This window comes from Limosilactobacillus caviae, assembly GCF_014635905.1.
In the GTDB taxonomy this organism is placed as follows: domain Bacteria; phylum Bacillota; class Bacilli; order Lactobacillales; family Lactobacillaceae; genus Limosilactobacillus; species Limosilactobacillus caviae.
Map to the genome: position 1 here is coordinate 382,607 of NZ_BMDS01000002.1, position 23,507 is coordinate 406,113.

The window sequence follows — 23,507 nt, forward strand, 5'->3', positions numbered from 1 at the left end:
TTTTTGGTCGTTGAAAGTTATTCTTTCATGCGACTTTTTTTATTATTCATAGCTAGTACAAACTTTATAGGAGAATCAATAACATGGAAGCTGATAAATATTTGAATTTGATTCAGGAGGAATTAAAAAATCTTCCCGAATACGTTAATGAATATTATTTAGGAACTAATCATGCGGTTACAACAACGTATCAATATTTAACGGAAATTCGACGCTTCTTTGACTGGCTTAGATCAAGCGGGCTTGTTTCTGTTAACTCTAATAAAAATTTACCGATTAATACACTAGCTACTCTGCGAAGAAATGATGTTATGCTTTATATTGATTATTTACAGCATACGACCAACGCGCAGGGACGGTTAAACTCCCCTACCTCAATTAACCGATCAATTAACGCTTTAAGGTCGCTATATAAATTTTTAACTGTTACGGCTGATAATAATAACGGCGAGTCTTACTTTGATCGAAATGTCATGTTAAAAATTGATTCGCTTAATGATACAAAAACACTAAATTACCGTGCTCATACTCTTGCATCGCATATGTATCGCGGAGAAATGAAGTTTGATTTTATTAATTTTATCGAAAAAGAGTATCCCAACAAATGCGATAAGAGAGCTCTTCCTTCTTATAAAATGAATAAAGAACGTGATATTGCAATTATTGCGCTTATTCTTGGAACCGGAGTACGTGTTTCAGAAGCTGCCAATGTAAACCTTGCCGACCTAAATTTGAAGCAATCTCTGCTTGATGTTACCCGAAAAGGAGGGCAGCGAGATTCTGTTCCAATTGCTCCATGGGCGGTTTCGTATATTCAATCTTACCAATCAATTCGTGCACAACGGTATCACGCATTAAAAAAGGATACAGCCTTCTTTTTAACTCTTTACCATCAGCAAACCCGTCGGATGACAGCTAATGCAATTGAGAAAATGGTTAAAAAGTATTCAACTGCATTTGGTCATCCACTTACTCCACATAAATTGCGCCATACGCTTGCGTCGGAAATGTATGAAGTAACAAAGGATCAGGTGTTAGTTGCGCAACAGCTTGGTCAAAAAGGTACTTCTGCTACCGATTTATATACTCATGTTGACCAAAAACAACAACGAGATGCACTTAAACAAATAAGTAAAACTTCTGATCAAAACAAATAATTGCTTTTGATTAATGGCTATCTTCGGTATAATAGATGCTGGTGTATAATTTTTGATGGAGGAGAAAATTTTGGGCTTTATTACATCATTGTTTGGAAAAAGACAATATGTTTGTCCGTTTTGCCACGAGCACTATACATTCTCAGCATTCCATGCTCGCCGGCTTGCTGACAAAGATGGACAAATTCATTGCTATTATTGCCGCAAAGTCTTACAACAATTGCATTAGCCAATAATAGATATATTGTTTTTACAAAATAAAAATTTTAAAACAAAAAATCGCTAAAGCTTAATTTAAAGCTTAGCGATTTTTTGTTTCTATTAATAGTAACGACGCTTGTTAACACCAGCAAGGCCAAACATACCAAGTAAGGTTGCTACACCTAATCCCATTACAGCTTTATTTGAATCGCTACCGGTTTGTGGTAAACGACCATTCTTGGTTTCTGGTTGTTTAGGATTTTCAGGTGTAACTGGAGTTTGCGGTGTTGAAGGAACTTCAGGAGTGGTTGGGGTCTCCGGCGTCTTAGGTGTAGACGGTGTTTCTGGTGTTGCTGGATCATGTGGCTTTAATCCATAACCTCCAATTAAATCCCAATCAATCGGCTTACCCATTTCTCCAGGTAAAGCTGATGTTTGTAACGTTCCAAGCATATTATTATTTTCACTGTTATCGTTCCATACCCAGTTACCTTGGTTAGTAGCTTGAGCTAAGACAATAGTAGTATTATCTGGATTTACTTGAACAATAAAGCTAGGTGCCCAAGTTGAATTCATTCCTTTACCTGCTACTTCCCCACGGTTAGTCATGTATGAAGTAATTAACAACTGATTTGCTTTACCTTTTACAGGTACTGCATAGTAAGAATAGGTTGCAGTTCGCCAATTTGCTGGAACGGATGCAGTTAAAACAACTCCAGAATCATTCAATGGCTTATATGGGCCAGTAAGACTATCTGAAACATAACCAATCATTGCTACGTTATCTCCAACAGTCTTATTAGCTTCATTAAGAATATCAATATTTGTACCCCGGCTCAAACGAGTAGCAGAGAAAAGGTAATATTTATCACCAAGTTTAACTACATTAGGGCGTTCAAGCTCATCGCTTACCATATTTGATGTAATTAATGGAGAATAAACTTCTTCTACTTGTGGATTCTTTTCATCGTTATTTAACTTAAGAATACCTAAAGCGCCGTTTGCAAAGATAGCCTTTTTATAATCAATATTTGTAGTATTGGTAAGGTGGAATAAACTTTGAATATTGAATAAATCGTTTCCACCATAGTTTGACCAATTATAAAGTTGATTTTCACCTTGGTAATTTTCCGTTCCAGTGTTTCCCTCAAATACTAAATAACGATCACCATTTGGCATTTGTATAACATGAGCATCACGAAGAGTGTAGTTATCATCAAAGCTATTTACTTGTTTCCATTGGTCATATGTTTGATAGTGATAACCATCACCAGCAAAGACCACATGATTGTTATCTACTTTTTCAATGTGAACACCATTTTCATCAGCAGTTAAGTACATAGTTGCACTTGCCAGCTTCTGATGATTAATTGCATTATTTGTATCATTAATTGTATAGAAAAGTTGAATGGAATTATCTGAATTAACAATAGCAGATCCAGACCATTCTTGAGTTAATGAATTCTCATTATATCCAAAAATTGATCCTGCATTACGCCAATGTGAAAAGTCGTTATCTCCGTACTTGTTGTAAAGCAAGTAAATATGATTATCTTCATGGTGTGGTCGTCCCATCATCGCAATAACAAGTTGATATCCATTCCAGTTAGAAACGTAACCAGTGACAGGATCTTGTACTGGCCATGAATCCCAAATATCTAAATCAGCATACTCACCTGTTTCTGCATCTCGTGTATATGCTGCATCCATATTTCTAATTTGACTGGCATTAAAATATGGAATAGCATACCGAGGATCTTGTTTTACCAAGGCATCACCAATCTTTTTAAGATCACTGTAAGTCATCTGTGCGCCAGCTTTGGCATTCTTAGAAAAGTTCACCTTATTCAATGCCTTAACTTGATCTTGAGTTAAGCTAGCTGGGTCAATTCCAGCATTCTTTACAACGTTTTCTGCATCTTTATTTAGTTTAGAATTATTTTCTTTTTGTGGTGTGGTTTTTTCTGCATCTGTAGTTGAAGAATCCTTAGTATTTACAGGCGTTTCCGCATTATTTTCAGTATCTTTAACAGCTGGTGCAGCTTTTTGCTCATCATTATCTGTTACTTGTGCAGAATTAGCTACTTTGTTATCTGCACTACTTGAAGAAGCTGATGAACTTGTAGATGAATTAGTAAAATCAGCTTCTTTGCTATTAGCCTTTTGTGCATTAGCAACAGAAGAATTACTACTTTCGCTAGTTGTTTCTTTAGCTGTGGCTGCACTAGTTGCAGTAGTTTGACCACTACCTAATACAACGCTTTTAACAGCAACATTATTATCGTCAGTTGTAACTTTTACTGTGGACGATACATCAGTGCTTTCTGTATCAGTATTTGCAGATGCATTTACAGCTGTTGCTCCCAAAACTAAAGCAGCTGTTGAAAGTGTAACTACTGCCCAGTTTTTACCGCTCTTATACATTTTCTTATGTTCTTTACGTTCTAACATAGAAATAAACCCCGTTTCTTTCAAATTGTTTAACGTTTATCATTTTACTTTGTATTATTTTAGTATGCTTTATATAAATTATCAATAATATTTTCACAAAACTTTCATATTTAAAGCCGCATTTTATATTTGTTTTCCATTTCCTTCTGAGACGAATCATAATGAACTACTACCCATCAATTTGAATTTCATTACGTCTCAGAAGGAATTTTGCTTTTTAGCCCTATTTTAGCTTTATCTTTAAATAAGTAAGACTCTTTTGATAAAAGAGTCTTACTTTAATGTCCTAGAAAGACTGCTATAATAGGCTTTTAAAAAGCTATATTTTAATGTAAGACTGTTGTATAATTTTATTTAAAAAGTGTCTTACTTAAATTTAACCTATTTTTTGAGAAAAAAGGAGAATTTTCATCTTATGTTATATAACGCAGCATTGGTTTTAGAAGGCGGCGCATTCCGAGGACAATATACTGCCGGGATTGTTGACACCTTTCTTGCCCACCATATTGAATTCCGTAGTGTAATTGGCGTTTCAGCAGGCTCTCTTTGTGGAGTTAACTTTGTATCCAAACAATATGGTCGAGCAGCAAATATTAACATTAATCACCGTCATGACCGTAAATATATTTCTATGGCCCGCGTATTTAAGAAACAGATAATTAATCTTGATTACCTATTTGAAGATCATGGTTATTCCTGGCAAAACTTTAATGAAGCCGCATATCGCAGATCAGCTTCGCATTTTACAGCTGTTGCTACTTCAGTTAAAACTGGAAAGACAGTTCTATTTACCGACCCGGTAGGTGACGAGCTTACAAACGCACTAAAGGCTTCATCATCGATGCCATTTCTTTCGGATCCTCAAGAAACATCAAAGGGGCCTTGCCTTGATGGCGGTATTACAGACTCTATTCCTTTTGATATTGCTCAGCAACAGGGCTATGACAAAATAGTAGTCGTCCGTACAAGAGATGTTAAATATCGAAAAAAGCCTTCTAGCTCAGCGGTAAAGAAGTTATATGACATGGTTTATAAAGACTATCCCGCCTTTGCGAAAGCTGGTATTAATCGGCCGCTTCTTTATAATCAGCAAATTGCCGAAATAGACCGGTTAGTTAATGAAGGAAAATTATTTAACATCGCCCCCTCTAAGCCAATTAAAATTAAACGAATTGAAGGAAATATCAAAAAAATTCGAGCATTATACGAAACTGGTCGTAAAGAAGGAGAAGAAATAATACCATCATTGGTTGAGTATCTGACAAATTAACAAAGGAAAAAATATTATGTCAACTAAAAAGCGGATTTATATTCCCAAAAATAAAACTAACGGTCAAATTAAAGGAAAACGTAAAATCTGGGTAGAAAATGTTAAATTTTTAACCCTTGAAGAATACGATCAGTTAAGAGAAACAATCAAATTATCCTCCCGCCCCGAATTGGTTAATCGTAACTTACTATTAATCGCCATTGCTCTGAATAATGGCTTGCGAGCCTCTGATGTTGTCACACTCAGAGTTGGGCACGTCCTTAATAAAACCAAAACACGGGTTATTGAACAAAAAACTGGTAAAGCAAAAACCCTCTTTTGGAATAACTGCTTAGCTGAAATTATTGATTATCTTAATGATCTTGAGTACCACGATGAAAATGACTACCTCTTTCCTGGAAAACAAGATGGTCATTTTTCAGTTCACGGTTTTTACGAAATGCTGCAACGAATGGCACGAAAAACTGGTAATGATAAAATCATATCAAAAATTGGCACACACTCTTTTCGGAAAACCTTCGGACGCCAATTATATAAAAAAGGGGTTAATGTTGAAATTATTTCTCAACTATTTAACCACTCATCTGAGCGCAATACTCGGCACTATCTTGGAATCGAACAAGAAGACCTTGATAAGGTTGTTCAAAATTTCAAATTCGAGTAATTACTATTTCAAATATTATGTAAACTAAAATATTTAGTCACTTTTCCTAATGGTTTTAATATTATAATTCGTTATGATTAAACCATTATCAAGTATTGGATGTGTCTAAATGAATGTAAAAAATGTTCCAAAAAAACAACTCTGGGGTGTCGAATTAAACTTAATCTCTCTCCTATTCAGCAGTATCAGTCCGGTTCTCAATAAGTTTTCGCTTGTTGCTTTAAGTCCGGTTGTTGGTGGCATTTTTACTAGTATGTTTGCCGCAATTTTTGTCTTTGCAACGCTCCTTATTACCCGCCAGCGTGTTTCGCTAGGTAATCTAAAGAGTCCCTGGTTATGGGTTTTAGGTGGAACAAATGCGATCGGTATTATTCTTCAATATATTGCCTTATCCACTCTGAGTCCAATTACCGTTACCCTTATTGCGCGGATGTACCTCGTTTATGTTTTCTTTTTATCTTATGTCTTCTTAAAAGAAAAAATTACAAAGTGGGATTATCTAGCAATTATTCTCTGTATTTTAGGGTCCTTTTTTATCTCCGGTAGCCGTCTTCAATTTAGTGATAATATCCTTGGCCTGGCTTGTGCATTTATCTACCCGCTAATGTATGCGGCTAATAATATTGTTGCTAAATACTTGGTTAGTGATGCTGAGCCTAGTAATATCCTTTTTTATAATCACCTCACCTCAGCATTATTGCTTTTCTGCTATGCACTCATAACGAGGACTGCATTTAACAATCTTTCTGGTCAAGCAATTGCTTTTAATTTTGGTGGTGCATTCTTCAATGGATTCTTATCCCTGCTCCTCTTCTATACTAGTCTGAGATTTATTACGGCTGGTAAAGCAAATATTGTACGGGCACTCGGATCAGTAATTGTTATTATTTACTCTTCCTTCTTCTTCCCGGTTCAAGTAACTCCTTCTTTAGTATTAGGAGCTATTCTTGTAATATCAGCAAGTACAATTGTCACTTTTACAAAGACAAAATCATATTAAAAAGATCCAGGTATGCGAAATAATTCGGATATCTGGATCTTTCTGTGTTTTAATATGCTTTTACTCGTCGACGATAAACAATGTAACGACGGAAAATATATTGCCATGGTAAGGTTAAAGCATGAACTAATCGTGTATATGGGAAATATCCGAAAATTGCAAGACCACATAAAATATGAATCTTGTAAATTAGCGGAACTGACATCATTAACTGCCACTGCGGATTTAGAACAAATAGACTTCTTACCCATGGACTAATCGTTGTTCGGTAGTTGTAGTCAATAAATGCGCCGGTAATGGTACATGTAAGTCCTAAAGCAATTGTAATTAACAATGCCCAGTCAACGACGATATCATTAATATCACTTGTCTTATATACCCGTGAAACTGTCATGCGCCGATAAGTTAAAATAGCAATTCCAATAAATGCTAAGAGGCCAGCAGGAATACCCATCATTAGCGAACCAAAAAGATGGTACATGTGTTCAGTAATTCCAAAATATGCAGTCCAGCTGGCAGGAATAAACATCCCTAAACAATGACCAAAGAAAGCCAAGATAATTCCAATGTGGAAAGTAACGCTTCCTATCATTAACCATTTCTTTTCAAAAAGTTCACTAGATTTCGCAGTTATTGAAAAGTGGAAGTATTTAAACCTTACAAAAGTTCCGATGAAAAATGACGCCAACATTATATACGGGTAAATTACCCATAGAAAAATCGACCAACCATCACTATGCATCTTCTTGCACCTCCATTTTAATACATGAACCGATTAGCGAACGTGTGAGCCTAATTAGCTGAATATATGGATTATCACTATCAGATACCGCATTCTTTAACAATGTATATGTTCCATCTTCAATAATACTTAACGCTAATTGAATATCCTGTCGCCGCGGATCATTAGTGTAGTCGCCATATGCTAAAAATTCCAATAAAAGAGGTAGGTAGTCAGAAAGCTCACTCGTTGCCTCTGATACGCCAAACATTTCATAAAGCATTTTTAGTCGTGCTAGAATTGTCCCCCGCTCACGTGAATCTGTCATTTTATAGTATGACATGTAAAGGGTATAACGACGATTCATCTCAAAAAGATGAGCATACATTTCCTGTAATTCAATTGATGGCATAGTCCCCAGCTCGTCAAATAAGCTTAAGAGTTCGCCACGCGTTGCTGTGGACAAAGCACCATCGTTTAGTAAAAGTTGACGAAACTCTGATGAAAAAGTATCAGTAACAGGATAATCAATCAATCGTGAGAGAATTGCAAAAGTATCTTTTAATTCGGTTAGTCGTTTAAAATCAATCACGCCAAATCCCTCCGTAAAAGCTATCAGCATAAATCTGATTAGTCGATTTCCCAGCTTCTGCTTTTTTAAACATACTCTTGTGTTGCGGAGCTAATGCACACCCTTCACATTCATCATAGCCTAAACTTCCTTGTTCGGTTTGAGCATCATCTAGTTCTGCCTTTTGACTGCTTGGAATTACAAAGCGGTCTTCATACTTAGCAATGGCTAATAAACGGTAGAGTGAAGTTGCTCGTGCTTCTGTTAGGCCGACTCGCTCTAACTTGCTTAAATCAAAGTCATGACCACTAGTCTTGGCCCGCATATATAGCCTCATCATTGCTAACTTATATAATGCTTGCTTAATAACAGGTACATTTCCAGCTGTTAAAAGGCTTGCTAAGTATTGAACCGGTACCCGCATTTGGTCAATACCAGGGAAGATCATTTCAGGATTCTTAATAGAATCACGACCTTCAAAGTAACTCATAACTGGAGATAGCGGTGGAATATACCACACCATCGGCATTGTTCGATATTCGGGATGAAGGGGAAAAGCAATCTTTTCTTTTACCGCCATCTTATAGATTGGTGATTTTTGAGCTGCTTCAATCATCTCTTCGGAAATGCCATCTTGACGAGCTTGTTTAACTATTTCTGGGTCATTCGGGTCTAAAAATAGCCCAAGTTGTGCTTCATACAGCTTGCTTTCATCAGGTGTTGAAGCAGCCTCCTCAACTCGGTCAGCATCATATAAAATAGCGCCAATATACCTAATCCGTCCAACACAAGTTTCAGCGCAGACAGTGGGTTGCCCTTCTTCAATTCGGGGATAACAGAAAGTACATTTTTCGGCCTTATGAGTTTTCCAGTTAAAGTAGACTTTTTTATAAGGACAGCCAGTCATGCAGAATCGCCAGCCACGACATCTTTCTTGATCAACTAAGACGATCCCATCTTCATCTCTTTTGTACATCGCACCCGATGGACAGGAAGCCACACACGGTGCATTTAAGCAGTGTTCACATAATCGAGGAAGGTACATCATGAATGCCTGCTCAAAGTTGTTTTTAATATCCCCTTCGATTCTTTGCATATTAGGGTCTTGCGCTACATATTCAGTTGAACCAGCTAAATCATCATCCCAGTTTGGCCCCGTTGTCAGTTCCATTCCTTCGCCAGTGATCTGTGATTTAGGCCGTGCAACAGGTTGATGTTTTTGTTCAGGACCAAATAGGGTCTTATAGTCGTAAGTCCATGGCTCATAATAATTATCCAGCTCTGGCATGTCATTATTGTAAAAAATCTTACCAAGAGCAATTTTATTTAGTTTATTTCCTGCGCGTAATTTAAGTTTACCTTTTGAATCAAGGGTCCAACCACCATGGTATTGATCTTCGTCTTCCCAGCGTTTTGGATAGCCGACACCTGGTTTCGTTTCAACATTATTAAACCACATGTATTCGGCACCAGGTCGATTAGTCCAAGTGTTTTTACAAGTTACTGAACAGGTATGACAACCAATACACTTATCGAGGTTTAAGACCATACTGATTTGTGCTTTAATCTTCACTCCAGTTCACCTTCTTAAGTTTTCTTACATTTGCATAAAGGTCCCGTTGATTTCCTGTTGGTCCATAATAATTCCAACCATAACTCAATTGTCCATAACCACCAACCATGTGCGTCGGTTTAACATGAATTTGTGTTGGTGCATTATGCGATCCACCACGATTACCAGTAATTGATGAGAGCGGTTCATAGATTTCGTTATCTTGAGCATGGTACATATACATTGAACCTTCTGGCATTCTTACAGATACGACAGCCCGCGCGGTAACAACCCCGTTTCGGTTATAAACTTCAATCCAGTCATTATCTTTTACTTTAATTTTTTCAGCATCGACTGGACTAAGCCAGATTGTTGGACCACCACGGAATAAGGTCAGCATCTCAAGGTTATCATAGTACATAGTATGGATGTTCCATTTACCATGAGGCGTCATATATTTAAGCGTTATTTCGTCTTCCGCCGGTGAAACATCAACATCCCCGGGAGCCATAACTATTGGTGGTAAGGAAGGCTTGTAGGTTGCTAATCCTTCACCAAATTCACGGAAAATCTCATGATCAATATAGTAATGTTGCCGACCAGTCAAGGTTCTTGTTGGCACATTTCGTTCGGTCATTAAGGAGAATGGGGTATACCTTGCACCACCATGCTTAGCAGAAGTGCCCAGCGGGGTTGGATATGCTTCTTGCGGTTGCGCGGTAATTTGCTTAAATGACATTGAATCATCAGCATGGCCTCGGCCAATATCCGTTAATTTTTCACCGGTTCTAGCCTGTTTCTTTTGCCAAGCGAGATCGGCAAGTTTTCCATTTGAAGCAGTCGACATCCGCAGAATAGCATCACAGACTTTCTCATCTTCATCAAGCAATGGACAGCCTGCACCAATTCCGTCGCTTGCTACCCCATTCATCCCCTTTAAGTATTCATACTGATCTTTAACATCGTAAGGATAATTATTAACAATATTGGGACCAAGTGTAATGAATTTATCATAAATTGTGGTGTAGTCCCGTGGGATAAGCTTAAGGGACGGCATTGTCTTTCCAGGAATTGGCTCTGTTTCGCCTTTCTTCCAATCCTTGATTTCACCATATGGTTGAGCAATCTCACCTGACGTATCGTGACCAAGAGGCGCGCTCTTTAGGTCATAATGAGTACCTGGCATATATTTCTTTGCCATTTCAGCAACTGCCTTAGCAAGAAGCTTGAACTGTTGCCAATCAGACTTTGATTCCCACATTGGACTAACAGCAGCATTAAACGGGTGAATATAAGGGTGCATATCGGTTGATGAAAGATCCTTTTTCTCATACCATGTTGCGGCTGGTAATACAACATCTGAATACATTGGTGTCGAAACCATTCGGAAATCCATATCAACAACGAGGTCTAACTTTCCAACAGCAGCTTTATCATGCCAAACCATATCTTGCGGCTTAGCACGATCATTAGGTCTAGCTAGTAATCCATTTTCTGCCCCGAGCAAGTGCTTCATAAAGTATTCGGAGCCCTTTCCAGAAGAGGCAAAGAGGTTTGAACGCCATAAGAAGAAAGCTTTAGGCTGATTTTCTTTTGCATCAGGATCTTCTGCAGCAAAATGAAGCGAACCCTTCTTTAGTTCTTCAACGACCTTCTTTGAAATCTCGTTGATATCTGTTGTGTTGTAATCTTTCGCAAAGGAAAGTGGATTGCGGTTAAATTGCGGATAAGATGGTAACCAGCCTAATCGAATTGCCATCTGATTGTAATCGGCATTATGCATGTAAGAATGCTTACTCTTCCATACAGGCGATTTTTGCGCTTGATTATCAATTTCTTCGTAACGCCATTGGTCAGTAGCAAAGTAGTACCAAGTAGTTCCTTGCATTTGCCGGGCACCGCCTTTTTCCCAGTCGTTGGCAAAGGTTATATTAGCCCAGCCTTCTTGTGGTCGAAGTTTCTCTTGACCAACATAGTGAGCCCATCCACCACCAGTCATTCCGACACAACCACAAAGCATTAACATATTAATAATGTTTCGATAGTTCATGTCAGCATTAAACCAGTGGTTAACGCCTCCACCCATGATAACCATACTGCGTCCTTCATTTTCAGCTGCATTTTGAGCAAATTCACGCGCAATTTGGATAACTTGTTTTGCTTTCACTCCTGAACGACTTTCCTGCCAGGCAGGCGTGAAGTAGCTATCAGCATCCATGGCATCTTTTGCAGCTAAATCGTCATTACCGGTTCTGTTAATTCCCATTTGAGCCATCATTAAGTCATAAACATTAGTGACTAAGTGTTCCTGCCCATCGGTAAATTTAATCTTCTTCACTGGCAAATGACGTTGAACAACGCTATTTCCTTTATTGCTGAATGCAGGGAAGTCGGCAATAACTTGTTCTGTTTCACCTGCTTGTTCATTAATTGAAAGAACTGGATCAATTTTATTGCCATCTTGGTCGACAAGGTCTAGATTCCATTTTTCCTGTTTGTCATATTCCTGTCCCATCGTCCCGTTTGGAACAACAATCCGCTGGTTATTTCGATCATAAACAACCGTCTTCCATGCTGGATTAACAATTGTATCGTCTTCAACTAGGTCATTGATTCGAACAAAGCGACCAGCGGTATAATGTCCTGCATTGGCCGTACTTTCTTCTAATTCAACTAAGAATGGAAGGTCTGTAAAGCGTTTTGAATAATCTATAAACCGTTTAACCGGATGCTTCTGATAAAACTCATCTAAGATTACATAAGTCATTGCTTGGGCAACTGCTGAATCACTACCAGGATGTGGCGCTAACCAATCATCGGCAAATTTTACATTTTCAGCATAGTCAGGACTAACTGCAACGATCTTAGCCCCCTTATACCGGACTTCTGTCATAAAGTGAGCGTCCGGTGTCCGAGTTAGCGGTACATTTGAGCCCCACATTATAATGTAAGAACTGTTATACCATTCAGCAGATTCAGGGACATCAGTTTGTTCACCCCATACTTGCGGGGATGCAGGTGGTAAGTCGGCATACCAGTCATAGAAACTCATTTGTTCACCACCAAGCAGTGCAATGAAACGCGCACCCGCACTGAAACTCATCATTGACATTGCAGGGATTGGGGTAAATCCACCGATTCTATCGGGACCGTATTTTTTAATTGTATATAGGCACGCGGCAGCAATCATTTCTAACGCTTCATAACGGTGTACCCGAATTAATCCGCCATGACCACGAACACTTTTATACTTTTTAGCCTTCTCTGGGTCTTCAACAATACTTCCCCAGGCTTCCAATGGATTTTGGTGTTCTTTTTTCGCTGCTGTCCAAAGTTCCCATAGCTTACCACGGATATAAGGATATTTTATCCGCACGGGGCTATATTCGTACCATGAAAAGCTTGCTCCCCGTGGGCATCCCCGCGGTTCGTATCCTGGAATATTAGGTCCGCATGACGGGTAGTCAGTAGCTTGATGTTCCCAAGTAATAATTCCTTGTTTAACATAGACGTTCCATGAACATGAACCCGTACAGTTAACACCATGAGTTGTTCGTACGACTTTATCATGTGCCCATCGCTGGCGGTAAAGTTTTTCCCAACGACGATTATTTTCTTCAAGTTGTGTAAAGGTTCCATTAAACTTATCAACTTTATTAAAGAACCGTGACTTCATCGTTGATTGACCTCCTTTATTGGATGGCTTACCAATATTAAAAACAAAGTAAGTCTTTTCCCTAATGTAAAGACTATCATCATTCCTGCTATACTACGACTAGGGAAATACCTATATTTTTTACTAGATGAGGTGCTAATAGACATGAACCGTTATGATCGTCAAGAAAGGGTCCGCCAGATTGGGCATGCTGGTCAGCAAAAAATAAGTCAGTCTGCAATAATGATTGTTGGTGTTGGAGCACTAGGAAGTTATGCGGCTGAACAGCTTGTCCGTGCTGGGATCAAAAAAATCATTTTAGTTGATCCTGACACCGTTGATATTACTAATCTTCAGCGGCAATCACTTTTTACCGAAGCTGATGCACAACAAAAACGGCTAAAAGTTGAAGCAGTAAAAGAGCACTTATCGAAAATTAATTCTAAGTGTCAAATTATTGCGAGCCCGGCGCCCCTTTCCGCCGACCTTATTGAAGAACACCAATTTAACCTTTGCCTTGATTGCTTAGATAACTATCAAGCACGTGATCTTTTGAATAAGTTGGCAATTTCAGGAAGGTTTGATTACCTATTTGCCAGTTGTGCCGGAACATATGGTAATGTAATGGCAATTTCGCCGATCAATCACCCTTGTTTAAATTGTCTTTTCCCTAATCTTGAGGAGCTAAAACAAAATGATTGCGACCTAATTGGGGTAAATACCGCCTTAATTCCGGTTGTAGCTGGTTTGCAAGTGTCATTAGCACTTCATTATCTTGTTGATAAGACCCAGGTTAATTTTAATGAGCTGATTACTATTGATAACTGGTCAATGCAGTTTACCAAATTCAAAATTTCTAAGAACCACCAATGCCCTACTTGCACATCCCCTTATCATTTTGAATTTAATGAGCCTGAGCAAGAATTACATATGCTATGTGGCGAGGATGCATTTTATACGGTAAAAAAGGAAACGGTTGATTTTAAGGCAATCCAAAAAATATTAGCGCGAAAGAAACTGTTGGTAAGTGCTAATCAAATGTTCTTACATTTTAAATGGTACGATCGTCCTGTTAGTATCTTTAAGAATGGTAAGATTGTAATGTATAATTTGCCAAATTTGACCATTGCCCGGCAACAATTACAATCACTAAATGTTTTAATGAAAGAAGATGCAAAATGAAAAAAGTTGCAATTTTAACGGTAAGCGATAGCCGAACCATTGATGATGACACCTCGGGAAAGCTAATTGCAGAAATAATGACAAATAATGGCTTATCATTGTCGACCCGCGTTGTTGTTAATGATGATATTGTTAATATCCAGGCGGCTTATCTTCAATTAGAGCAAGCAAATCCTGATATCATTATTACTAATGGCGGAACTGGGATTGCTCAACGAGACGTTACAATTCCAGCTATTAGGCCCTTACTTACAAAAATTATCCCTGGATTTGGTGAAGCCTTTCGCCAAATTTCCTTCGCAGAGATTGGGACCCGGGCATTAGCGTCGCAAGCCCTTGCTGGTTTTAATCACCGCAATCAACTTACCTATTGTTTACCAGGATCTAAGAATGCTTGTCAAACTGCATTAGACAAATTAATTCTGCCTGAGTACGACCATTTATTATTTGAAAGCAGCGCTCAACGAAAGGAAGTCCATCATCATGCTCACTAGGAGAACCCCTATTTCTGTTGCAGATGCACAGAAGAAAATCAATGCGATTCCATTAAAAACTGAAACAGAAGTTGTCGCCCTTACCTCCGCAAATCATCGGATTTTAGCCGAAGATGTTCATGCACCTTATGACTATCCCCACTTTCGCCGTGCCGGTATGGATGGATATGCAATCTTAGCGAGTGATGATCATGATTATCCTCGTGAGTTTACTGTTCGCGGAGAAATTCAAGCGGGTGCAACATGGGATACACCTTTGCATTCGGGGGATGCCGTCCGAATTATGACCGGAGCATATGTTCCCGAAGACGCCGGTAAAGTAATTCGGATTGAAAAAACACGGCCCGCTGATGATCAGGCAAAGGTGCAAATTATTACTACTGAAGAAAAAAGTAATATTACTGAAGCTGGGACAGACGTTAAAGACGGAGATGTTATCTTACCTAAAAACCAAGAAATCAATCCGGGAGGTCTTGCGGTATTAACTGCATTTGGCGTGCAGACAGTTAAGGTTTATAAGAAACCGCGAATTGCAATTATTGCTACGGGTACTGAGTTACTTGCAGCCAATGACCAGATTGAACCTGGAAAAATCTTCAATAGTAATGGAATCATGCTAAAAAATTTAGTGGAAGAAACTGGCGGCGTTGTTGACTTTGAAACCCAGTTGCCAGATGATGCGGCACTCATTAAACAAACCCTTGAAGAACAAATGGCTACTCATGAAATCGTAATTACTGACGGCGGCGTTTCGGTGGGTGATTTCGATTATATTGGTGATGAGGCACGAAAAGCAGATCAATTACTATTTAATAAAATTAAGCAGCGGCCTGGAAGCGTGACAACTGCCTTTGTCCAGAATAATACGTTAGTAATGGCCTTATCTGGTAACCCTGGTGCATGTTTTACCGGTTTCTACCTATATATGGAGCCGTTAATCCGTCGTTATCAACACCAGGCCAGCCGTATTAAACACGTTCGAGCCGTCTTAGCTGCCCCATATAACAAGACTAATGGATTTGACCGGTATCTCCGTTGTACTTATGAGTTCAAGAATAATCAATTTTATGTTTACCCAAACGGAATAAATCGGTCTGGATCATTAGCAAACCTGCAAACAACAACCTGCTTAGCCCTAATCCCTCATAGCACTACGCCAATGAAAGTCGGCACGGAGACAGACGCATGGCTATTACCTTTCAAATAATCGGTCATAAAAAAAGCGGCAAAACACTCATCACTACTTCTCTAATTAAAAAGCTAACCTTAGCCGGGTATAGTGTGGCAGCAATTAAACACGATGCCCATCATGCCGCAATGGATATTCCTGGGACTGATAGCGATCGAATGAGCAGTGCCGGCGCATCACAGGTTATCCTCCAATCAGAGACTGGCTTGTTTTTTCATCAAGAAGGTCATGTCCCCTCCTTGCCAGCAATGGTTGATTTTCTCGGCAGAACTGCAGACTTTGTTTTAATTGAAGGGCATAAGGAAGCAATTCTTTATCCCCAGCTTCTCCTACTTAAGCCGCACGAAAGCCCTAATGAAATCTTGACTACCCAGCCTGTTAAAACCGGGACGCTTTTTGATAATCAATACGCGGAATTAGTGGGTCAAAATGAAATTACTGCTTGGTGTTTTAATTACCTAAAGCAGGTTAAGGAGAAAAAATAATGATCGGAATAGTTTATGCAGGAGGAAACTCTAAGCGGTTTGGTCAGGATAAAGCAACTTATCAGGTCCTTGGATTGCCAGCTTCTAACGTTCAATTAGCTGTTACCAAGTTGAAGCTATTTTGTAGTCAGGTGCTGGTATGTGCAAATAGCCATAACCAATCGCAAATAAAGCAACTACTTGGTAATGACGCGCTTGTAAAAGTTATTTGTGATGTTCATCCTTTTGATCATCATGGTCCCCTTTCCGCTATTTTTGCTGCTACTGCTCAGTTTTCTAATAGCCAAGATTACCTTTCCGTAGCAGTCGATTATCCTTATATAAAAAGGACAACGCTTGATTGCTTGGCTCACGCTCCTCAATCATATATTGCTACCAGTAAACATAATCATTATTCGTTAGCTCACTTTAGGATTACTAATTACCAGGTTAAACAATGGCTAAAAAATGATAATTGGCGATTACGCACCTTTATCACTGATAAATGCGGGTGTCAGCCACTTATTTATGAATCAACTAATGAATTTTCTAACCTAAATTATCAAGGGGTCAATCAACAATATGAAAAATAAAGATACAATGACAAATCCAGACTTTCAAAAACTTATCGCCCTCGTCCTAAATGATTTAGCAATTAGACGGACGATGCTCGAAAATCGGGAACAAGAAGTAAGCCAACAAATGAGTTCACTTGAAAGGGATGCTGAACTAGAACAATTAGATGATCAGATTCAACAAGTACAAGCTGACTTTGATCATTATCATGAGTTTCAAGATCCCCAATTTAACTTTAACGCTACTAAGTATTTTCAAGGGCCTTCAATGGGCTTACCACGCCGTCCCTAAGTAAGATTACTATGCTGCTATTATTACCAAAGAGGTTGAGAGCACTTCTCGATCTCTTTTTGTATATGGTCGCTTTCATTGCAACAATTTAGGGAAAGCGTTATTATATAAAATAGGAATATTTTATTAGGTGTTGGAAAATTTGCTTGGGGAGGCAACTAATCATGCTTGAGATAGCTAACTGGATACAAACGTATTTTAATCAGTCACCAGATGCAATTTTTTTATTTAAAAATGATGACCTCCTTGTAAGCAATCAACCAGCACAAAGATTAGTGTCAGTGTTAAAACTAGACACTAATTATCTTCTTCAGCTTGGTAAAAACGCTTGGTCGCAGCTTAGCAACGATGACTGTGCATCATGTTTAATAAAGAAAAGATTAAAAGGTGCAACCATTCCATTAACTTTTCATCAAGCAACAGGCCATCCCCTACATTTTTCAATGATTTACCGACCTCTTGACGAAAAAGAATCCGTTTATGCCCTCACGTTAGAAAATCGTGAGCAGCAACAACGGCTATCGCAGATTGAAGAACAGCGGCTTCTCAATAAGTACGTTACTGAAGCGCATGAAAAAGAAAGACAGAAAATCTCGCAAGACCTTCATGATAGTGTTGCTCAGGGAATTTATGCAGCAATAATGGGTATTCAACGATTAGCATCGGTTCCAAATGACAATCGGCAACAAGTGCAAAACATCAGTACGGCAATTGAGAAACAATTATATGCCACCCTTAAGGAAATTAAGGGATTAGCACTAGATATTCGGCCTTCCGTTCTTGATAACTTTGGGTTAGTTGCGGCAATTAAGGGATTAGCGCAACGACTACAAGCAAGTACAGGTATTACGATCAACGTTATTGCATTAACAGCTGCTGATAAATTAGCAACTAGTATCCAAAACGTTCTTTACCGAATAACGCAAGAAGCGATTAATAATGCAATTAAACACGCCCATTCAACAGAAATTAATATAATTATTACCAATCATAATAACTATCTTCAATTAGAAGTCTTAGATAATGGACACGGCTTTGACGTTCGCCAGCAGAATGGGTTCAACGGCCACTCGCTTGGGTTAATGAACATGAATGAACGTGTTAAAGCGTATAATGGTGCTTTTACAATTAAATCAAAAATTAATAAGGGAACGGCTGTTACAGTAAAATTTCCTTATAATAACATAGGCAAGGATATGGTGAGAGAAAATGTATAACGTTTTAGTGGCTGACGATCATGCAATTGTGCGCTCTGGAATTTCATATTTGGTTGACCTGCAATCTAATTTTACCGTTGTTGATGGAACAGCAAGCGGTACCGATACATATATCCGTGTTGAACAAGGCGGAATTGACGTTCTAATCATGGATCTCAGTATGCCTCCTGGGGAAAACGGCTTGATTACAACCCGCCGAATCCATGATAAATTTCCTAAGGTCCGAATTATCATTCTCTCCATGCATGAAGAACAAGAGTATATTAATAAGGCGATGGCAAACGGTGCGATGGCGTATATTCTCAAAAGCTCACCTGATACTGAAATTATTAAAGCCTTGCAACACGTCATCAATGGTGAAAAATATTTAGATGCCAATATTATTGTTAGTAAAAAGGATATTAAAGAAATTAACGCTTCAGGAAACACCTTAAATTTAAAGGGATACAATAGCCTCTCAAAAAGGGAAAAAGAAGTATTTCCCTTAATTGCTCTGGGATACTCAAATAAGGAAATTTCAGAAAAGATGTTTATTTCAACTAAAACCGTTGAAGCTCATAAAGCTAATATTTCGCGAAAACTTCACCTCCATAGCCGTGTCGATTTAGTCCAATACGCTATTCATCACCATCTAATTGACTTTTAATAACGGGGATCCTGAAATAAGAGGAATCCCCGATTTTATTTGTAGAAAAGATTTTTTACAATAAAGAAAATACTACGTGAAGGAGAGTGTTTTTATGGCCACCAACTTAAGTCACGATGATGAACTACGAGGACTTCTTAGCGATATTGCTCGAAAGCGTTTTACTAACAGTCGCCAAGTAAATCCGGTTTCAAATCTTTTCCTTACAGCAAAAGATGCCATCGAACACCAATACATTTCTGGAGCAGTTATTGATGAGACATTTAGCAGTACGTTGGCAGAAATGAATTTAAAAAATGCCGTCTTAACTGAACGTGGTCGCAATAAGCTTGCCGAACTCTTAGACCATGCCACAAAGGAGTCTTAATATGGATATTCAAGCTAAATTGAAACGGGACTATGAAAATAAGTCAATTTATACAGCCGGCTTTTATGCTGATCCAGATAATGATTTAGAAAACCATAAAAAGTTATTCGATGCATTAAAATCATTGACCGAAAATCAGGAACCCACAACACCATTTGCCCTCCAAATGATGTTAACTAATAGTGAAATTAATGTTATGCCTTTGGGATTAGTGGATTTAGATGAACTAAAAGAGTTTGAAAATGAACAGCGATCAATTCATGGCCTCCATGATCATACTGAATCGCTCCCGCTTGTAATTCAATACTCCCCCCATACCGACAAAGCAAAAGTAATTAAAAAAAGAGTGGGAACTGTTCAAGAACTGTTTTCTAACTTTAACCAGCAGATTGAAAAGATTTGGCAAGTTATTAAAGAATTCATGCAGGCTAACTTTACAATCCTTACTACTATTGAAAATGATCTTATTGCCGACAGCTACAATGTTAAGCAAGAATACTTAACTACTTTTTCAAAAATGACAGAAGCTGAACGAGAAGAGAAACTAGGCTTTAGTGTTCCTGAAACGGAAATTAACCAGTTCTGTTCTTATATGAGTGATATGCATGAAGTCCAAGCAGTTGTTTTATCAGCGGGATCATTTGCCAATCACGAACTATTAGGTAAGAATACTTTTACTGAAATGCTAAGTGACAATATTCGCCGAAGCACACTCTTTTGGGTACTTGATAACACCTTTTATGAAATTTACTATTACTTCTACATGAGCAACGAAAACGATAAGCTTCATAAAAGACTCAAGCATCAGCGAGGAACATTGATTGTTAATATGCGGAATGATGCTTTTCATCGTGCACAAGAGCTTACTGCAAAACAGGTTAAGAAATTCGACTTCAATGAATACCTTACTGATATTTTCATCCCAGTTGCCGAACAAATTATCGCGGAAGTAAATAAGTTTAAGGACTGATATTGTGAATATAACCCCTGATGAACGGCTAACAGATGCCCTAGCAACGATCATTAATCAATTTCCGCCAATGGTTCAGGAAATGATTACTTTACCAGTTGAGGAGAAAGAACGCAATTTAAGGCTGCTAGTTTTTGAATATTTTAGTTATCTTAGTCCAAAAGATCTCACAATTGACCAAATTACCGCTGCCCAATTGCCAGAATTAATATCATTAGCCCTCAAGTCCAATCCCCCATCTTTTCAACCAGATAATTTAACACCAGCCGAACTTGCTACTCAGAAAGCATCTTCTTATATTGCTAACTATTTAATGAGCCGATATGTTCATATGTTACAGACAGTTGGCAATCCGCCACAGGTTATTAATGAATTAACGACCGATGCTGGTGACATAATGTTAGCTCAAATTCAACGATTGCAGTTTAACTATAATCAACAATTCAAGGTTGCCGATTATCTGGCTGATATAAAAGCACGAAACGGACTCCTGACGGCAATGACCGCAAAACAAAGCGCTACCCTTAGTGGGGCTAGTCCAGATATAGTATCACTTGCCAGCCAGATTGGACAGGCAATCGGAACCGTTAGCTACATTAAGCACGAAATGGATCAGCTTGATTATGATAAGGAATCTTTCACTAAGACAATTCTTGCAGGGCAGTATCCGTTAGCTTTATTATTCGCCCGACAAAAAGACCCGCAGTGGTTTGATAACTTTTTTGCACAAGCTCATCGTCCTTCACCAGAAATGTTTGAGGATGCCTATCAATTGACGCTCAAGCAATCCAGTCAGGTTAAACAGCTAACAGATGATATCTTTTCGCAATTAATTCTTGATATTAAGGTTCTTCCACGTGGTCGTTCGCAAGAAGCACTGCTTAATTTAGTTAACATGATGAATAAATAACTACAAGAACTAAAAAACACGGCTAGGAAATTTTTCCTAGTCGTGTTTTTATACAAGTCTTATTTAACAATATGCACATCGCCGTGAATATAATGCTTCCATAAGGCAAACCAGCAAATTATACCTGTCAATGCGAGTAGTGCAATTCCGAGTTCATAACTGCCAGTCCACTGATAAATGTAACCGATAATCAGCGGTGGGAAGAACCCTCCCAATCCACCAACGGCACCGACAAATCCTGTTACTGCACCGGTATTACCTTTTGAAACGTAAGGTACCATTTTGAAAACAACACCATTACCAATTCCTGCTGAAAGACCTACTAATACGATGCCGGCAATAAACATGAACTGGTTATGGAAACTAAGCATAATCCAAATTGCAAAGATAATAATTGCTATAAAGACCCATTGTAACAAAGTCATCGGCCGCTTCTTATCAGCCATGTAGCCACCTACTGGCCGAACCAGGGTACAAACAAAAGCAAACAGGGCCGAATAAAGTCCGGCGGTTACCGGTGTATAATGAAACATCCCTGTTAAGAACGTTGGGGTTAGGTTCGTGAAGGCAACGAATAAACCAAATGTAAGGAAGTAGAATAATGAAAGATACCATGTTCCGCTATCTTTGGCAACTGATAATGCCCCGCTAATAGTCTTGCTCTTATCTACTGGCATTTCCTTACAAAAAATGGCAAAAAGAACACCAAAGATAACCGTAAGAAGAATTAAGAAGTAGTAGACACTATCAAAACCAGCAGCTTTCGAAATATATGGTAAAGTCATTGCAGCCACTGCGTTTCCCATATTCCCCATCGAAACAATTCCCAGAGCTAATCCTTGTTGTTCTGGCGGAAACCATACTGAGGCATAAGATACTCCAACGGCAAATGATGTTCCTGACATCCCGACAAGCAACGCTGCAAATAATAGCATACCGAATGAATGAACATGCGGAATCATAATCAACGGAATCAAGATAAAAGCCATTAGAATTAAATAAACCTTTTTCCCGCCATAACGGTCACTTAAAATCCCCACTGGAATTCGCATAATTGAACCCAAGAGAACAGGCGTTGCTAACAGCAATGTCCGCTGGGATACATCTAAATGGAACATCTCAGCAACTTGGGATGCAAGCGGGGCAAAGTTTGACCACGACATAAAACAAACAATCATTGCAAGTGTAGAAAGGATTAACGCTGTATATGCGTTACGCCTACTACCATGAGCAACATCTTTAACACTCGACATAATCAAGTCCTCCTATGAAAAAATAATTATCCCTCAAAAGGTACTAGCCACCACTGACAGGCGGGATGATTGCAATCTCATCATTTACTTTGAGTATAACTTCCTCATCGTTGATAAATTCTTGATTAACTGCTAATCGTGAATTCGCTAAAGTTGATGATAGTTGGGGAGCCTGTTGACTTATTTGGTTAAGAAGGCTTTTTATGCGGACAGGATTAGTGACCTCAACAGTAATCGATGGTCCTAATTGATCTTGTAAAAATGCAAAAAGTCTAATTTTAACTTCCATTAGTTTCCCCACCTTATCTTGTCTGTATCATATTCTTTTTTCCAGATTGGTACTTCATGTTTAAGGGTATCGATGACATACTGACACCATTTAAACGCTTCTGCGCGGTGTGGAGCTGCTACCCCAACAAACACGGCAATATCCGAAAGAACTAATTGACCAGTGCGATGTGCAACAACAACTCGGCCGCCCTGCTGTTCAATTGGTGCCGCAATTTTTTCTAATTGTTTTTCTGCCATCGAATGATAGGCTGAATATTCAATCTTAGTAGTTTCGATTTTACCAGTCCACTGACGAACAGTTCCAACAAACATATCAATTCCACCATACTCTGGAGCAACTAACTGTTGATACATCTCACCAACATCAATGGGGGCATCGCTTATCCGTAAATAATGCAACTATAATCACCCGCCT

The 23,507-nt window shown here is 38.6% G+C and carries 24 protein-coding genes; 16 read left to right on the forward strand and 8 right to left on the reverse strand.

Going from position 1 to position 23,507, the window contains the following annotated elements:
• Positions 1–83: 83 nt before the first annotated feature.
• Positions 84–1,157 (forward strand): tyrosine recombinase XerS, encoded by a 1,074-nt coding sequence (gene xerS / locus IEU90_RS04635; RefSeq protein ID WP_153709569.1) that lies wholly within the window; start codon positions 84–86, stop codon positions 1,155–1,157.
• Positions 1,158–1,227: 70 nt separating this feature from the next.
• Positions 1,228–1,386: a hypothetical protein gene (locus IEU90_RS04640; protein ID WP_163704001.1), complete on the forward strand. Its 159-nt coding sequence runs from the start codon at positions 1,228–1,230 to the stop codon at positions 1,384–1,386.
• A gap of 92 nt (positions 1,387–1,478) precedes the next feature.
• Here the strand turns inward: IEU90_RS04640 and IEU90_RS04645 are convergent, their stop codons facing one another.
• A complete protein-coding gene (locus IEU90_RS04645; protein WP_188357789.1) occupies positions 1,479–3,809 on the reverse strand; it encodes a glycoside hydrolase family 68 protein in 2,331 nt (776 codons plus the stop codon).
• 415 nt (positions 3,810–4,224) lie between these two features.
• Here IEU90_RS04645 and IEU90_RS04650 point away from each other — a divergent pair, with 415 nt between their 5' ends.
• From IEU90_RS04650 to IEU90_RS04660, 3 genes are all read left to right on the forward strand, one after another.
• Positions 4,225–5,079 carry a patatin-like phospholipase family protein gene (locus IEU90_RS04650; RefSeq protein ID WP_153709568.1) on the forward strand — a complete coding sequence of 285 codons (855 nt, stop codon included), beginning with the start codon at positions 4,225–4,227 and terminating at the stop codon, positions 5,077–5,079.
• A gap of 16 nt (positions 5,080–5,095) precedes the next feature.
• Positions 5,096–5,743 carry a site-specific integrase gene (locus tag IEU90_RS04655; RefSeq protein ID WP_153709567.1) on the forward strand — a complete coding sequence of 216 codons (648 nt, stop codon included), beginning with the start codon at positions 5,096–5,098 and terminating at the stop codon, positions 5,741–5,743.
• Between the two features lie 109 nt (positions 5,744–5,852).
• Positions 5,853–6,743 (forward strand): DMT family transporter, encoded by an 891-nt coding sequence (locus tag IEU90_RS04660; protein WP_188357790.1) that lies wholly within the window; start codon positions 5,853–5,855, stop codon positions 6,741–6,743.
• A gap of 49 nt (positions 6,744–6,792) precedes the next feature.
• Here the strand turns inward: IEU90_RS04660 and narI are convergent, their stop codons facing one another.
• From narI to IEU90_RS04680, 4 genes are read right to left on the reverse strand one after another with little or no spacing between them, the layout of a single operon-like run.
• Entirely contained in the window at positions 6,793–7,485 is a 693-nt protein-coding gene (narI, locus tag IEU90_RS04665) for a respiratory nitrate reductase subunit gamma (protein ID WP_153709565.1), read from the reverse strand.
• Positions 7,478–8,056, reverse strand: a complete 579-nt coding sequence (narJ, locus tag IEU90_RS04670) for a nitrate reductase molybdenum cofactor assembly chaperone (RefSeq protein ID WP_163703996.1) — start codon at positions 8,054–8,056, stop codon at positions 7,478–7,480. Before narJ ends, narI begins: the two co-directional genes overlap by 8 nt.
• Positions 8,049–9,608: a nitrate reductase subunit beta gene (gene narH / locus IEU90_RS04675; protein ID WP_188357791.1), complete on the reverse strand. Its 1,560-nt coding sequence runs from the start codon at positions 9,606–9,608 to the stop codon at positions 8,049–8,051. The genes narJ and narH overlap by 8 nt, the downstream gene beginning before the upstream one ends.
• A complete protein-coding gene (locus IEU90_RS04680; protein ID WP_188357792.1) occupies positions 9,598–13,263 on the reverse strand; it encodes a nitrate reductase subunit alpha in 3,666 nt (1,221 codons plus the stop codon). The genes narH and IEU90_RS04680 overlap by 11 nt, the downstream gene beginning before the upstream one ends.
• A gap of 144 nt (positions 13,264–13,407) precedes the next feature.
• Here IEU90_RS04680 and IEU90_RS04685 point away from each other — a divergent pair, with 144 nt between their 5' ends.
• From IEU90_RS04685 to IEU90_RS04735, 11 genes are all read left to right on the forward strand, one after another.
• Entirely contained in the window at positions 13,408–14,424 is a 1,017-nt protein-coding gene (locus tag IEU90_RS04685; protein ID WP_153709562.1) for a HesA/MoeB/ThiF family protein, read from the forward strand.
• Positions 14,421–14,918 carry a MogA/MoaB family molybdenum cofactor biosynthesis protein gene (locus IEU90_RS04690; RefSeq protein ID WP_153709561.1) on the forward strand — a complete coding sequence of 166 codons (498 nt, stop codon included), beginning with the start codon at positions 14,421–14,423 and terminating at the stop codon, positions 14,916–14,918. Before IEU90_RS04685 ends, IEU90_RS04690 begins: the two co-directional genes overlap by 4 nt.
• Positions 14,908–16,125: a molybdopterin molybdotransferase MoeA gene (locus tag IEU90_RS04695; RefSeq protein ID WP_153709560.1), complete on the forward strand. Its 1,218-nt coding sequence runs from the start codon at positions 14,908–14,910 to the stop codon at positions 16,123–16,125. The genes IEU90_RS04690 and IEU90_RS04695 overlap by 11 nt, the downstream gene beginning before the upstream one ends.
• On the forward strand, positions 16,104–16,592 hold the full coding sequence (mobB, locus tag IEU90_RS04700; RefSeq protein ID WP_153709559.1) for a molybdopterin-guanine dinucleotide biosynthesis protein B: 489 nt from the start codon (positions 16,104–16,106) through the stop codon (positions 16,590–16,592). Before IEU90_RS04695 ends, mobB begins: the two co-directional genes overlap by 22 nt.
• Positions 16,592–17,164: an NTP transferase domain-containing protein gene (locus IEU90_RS04705; RefSeq protein ID WP_153709558.1), complete on the forward strand. Its 573-nt coding sequence runs from the start codon at positions 16,592–16,594 to the stop codon at positions 17,162–17,164. The genes mobB and IEU90_RS04705 overlap by 1 nt, the downstream gene beginning before the upstream one ends.
• Entirely contained in the window at positions 17,154–17,438 is a 285-nt protein-coding gene (locus IEU90_RS04710; RefSeq protein ID WP_153709557.1) for a hypothetical protein, read from the forward strand. The genes IEU90_RS04705 and IEU90_RS04710 overlap by 11 nt, the downstream gene beginning before the upstream one ends.
• Before the next feature lie 164 nt (positions 17,439–17,602).
• A complete protein-coding gene (locus IEU90_RS04715) occupies positions 17,603–18,655 on the forward strand; it encodes a sensor histidine kinase (RefSeq protein ID WP_188357793.1) in 1,053 nt (350 codons plus the stop codon).
• On the forward strand, positions 18,648–19,301 hold the full coding sequence (locus IEU90_RS04720; protein WP_153709555.1) for a response regulator: 654 nt from the start codon (positions 18,648–18,650) through the stop codon (positions 19,299–19,301). The genes IEU90_RS04715 and IEU90_RS04720 overlap by 8 nt, the downstream gene beginning before the upstream one ends.
• A gap of 94 nt (positions 19,302–19,395) precedes the next feature.
• Complete coding sequence (locus tag IEU90_RS04725) at positions 19,396–19,668, forward strand: hypothetical protein (RefSeq protein WP_153709554.1); 273 nt, start codon at positions 19,396–19,398, stop codon at positions 19,666–19,668.
• Between the two features lies 1 nt (position 19,669).
• Entirely contained in the window at positions 19,670–20,638 is a 969-nt protein-coding gene (locus IEU90_RS04730) for a hypothetical protein (protein ID WP_153709553.1), read from the forward strand.
• Positions 20,639–20,642: 4 nt separating this feature from the next.
• A complete protein-coding gene (locus IEU90_RS04735) occupies positions 20,643–21,548 on the forward strand; it encodes a polyprenyl synthetase family protein (protein ID WP_188357794.1) in 906 nt (301 codons plus the stop codon).
• Between the two features lie 59 nt (positions 21,549–21,607).
• On the opposite strand, the gene IEU90_RS04740 is transcribed toward IEU90_RS04735, so the two are convergent.
• From IEU90_RS04740 to IEU90_RS04750, 3 genes are read right to left on the reverse strand one after another with little or no spacing between them, the layout of a single operon-like run.
• A complete protein-coding gene (locus IEU90_RS04740; RefSeq protein ID WP_153709552.1) occupies positions 21,608–22,801 on the reverse strand; it encodes a nitrate/nitrite transporter in 1,194 nt (397 codons plus the stop codon).
• Positions 22,802–22,844: 43 nt separating this feature from the next.
• Positions 22,845–23,090: a MoaD/ThiS family protein gene (locus IEU90_RS04745; RefSeq protein ID WP_153709551.1), complete on the reverse strand. Its 246-nt coding sequence runs from the start codon at positions 23,088–23,090 to the stop codon at positions 22,845–22,847.
• The gene (locus tag IEU90_RS04750) at positions 23,090–23,491 is read right to left on the reverse strand and encodes a molybdenum cofactor biosynthesis protein MoaE (RefSeq protein WP_153709550.1); all 402 of its coding nucleotides are present in this window, start codon (positions 23,489–23,491) and stop codon (positions 23,090–23,092) included. The genes IEU90_RS04745 and IEU90_RS04750 overlap by 1 nt, the downstream gene beginning before the upstream one ends.
• Positions 23,492–23,507 lie beyond the last annotated feature (16 nt).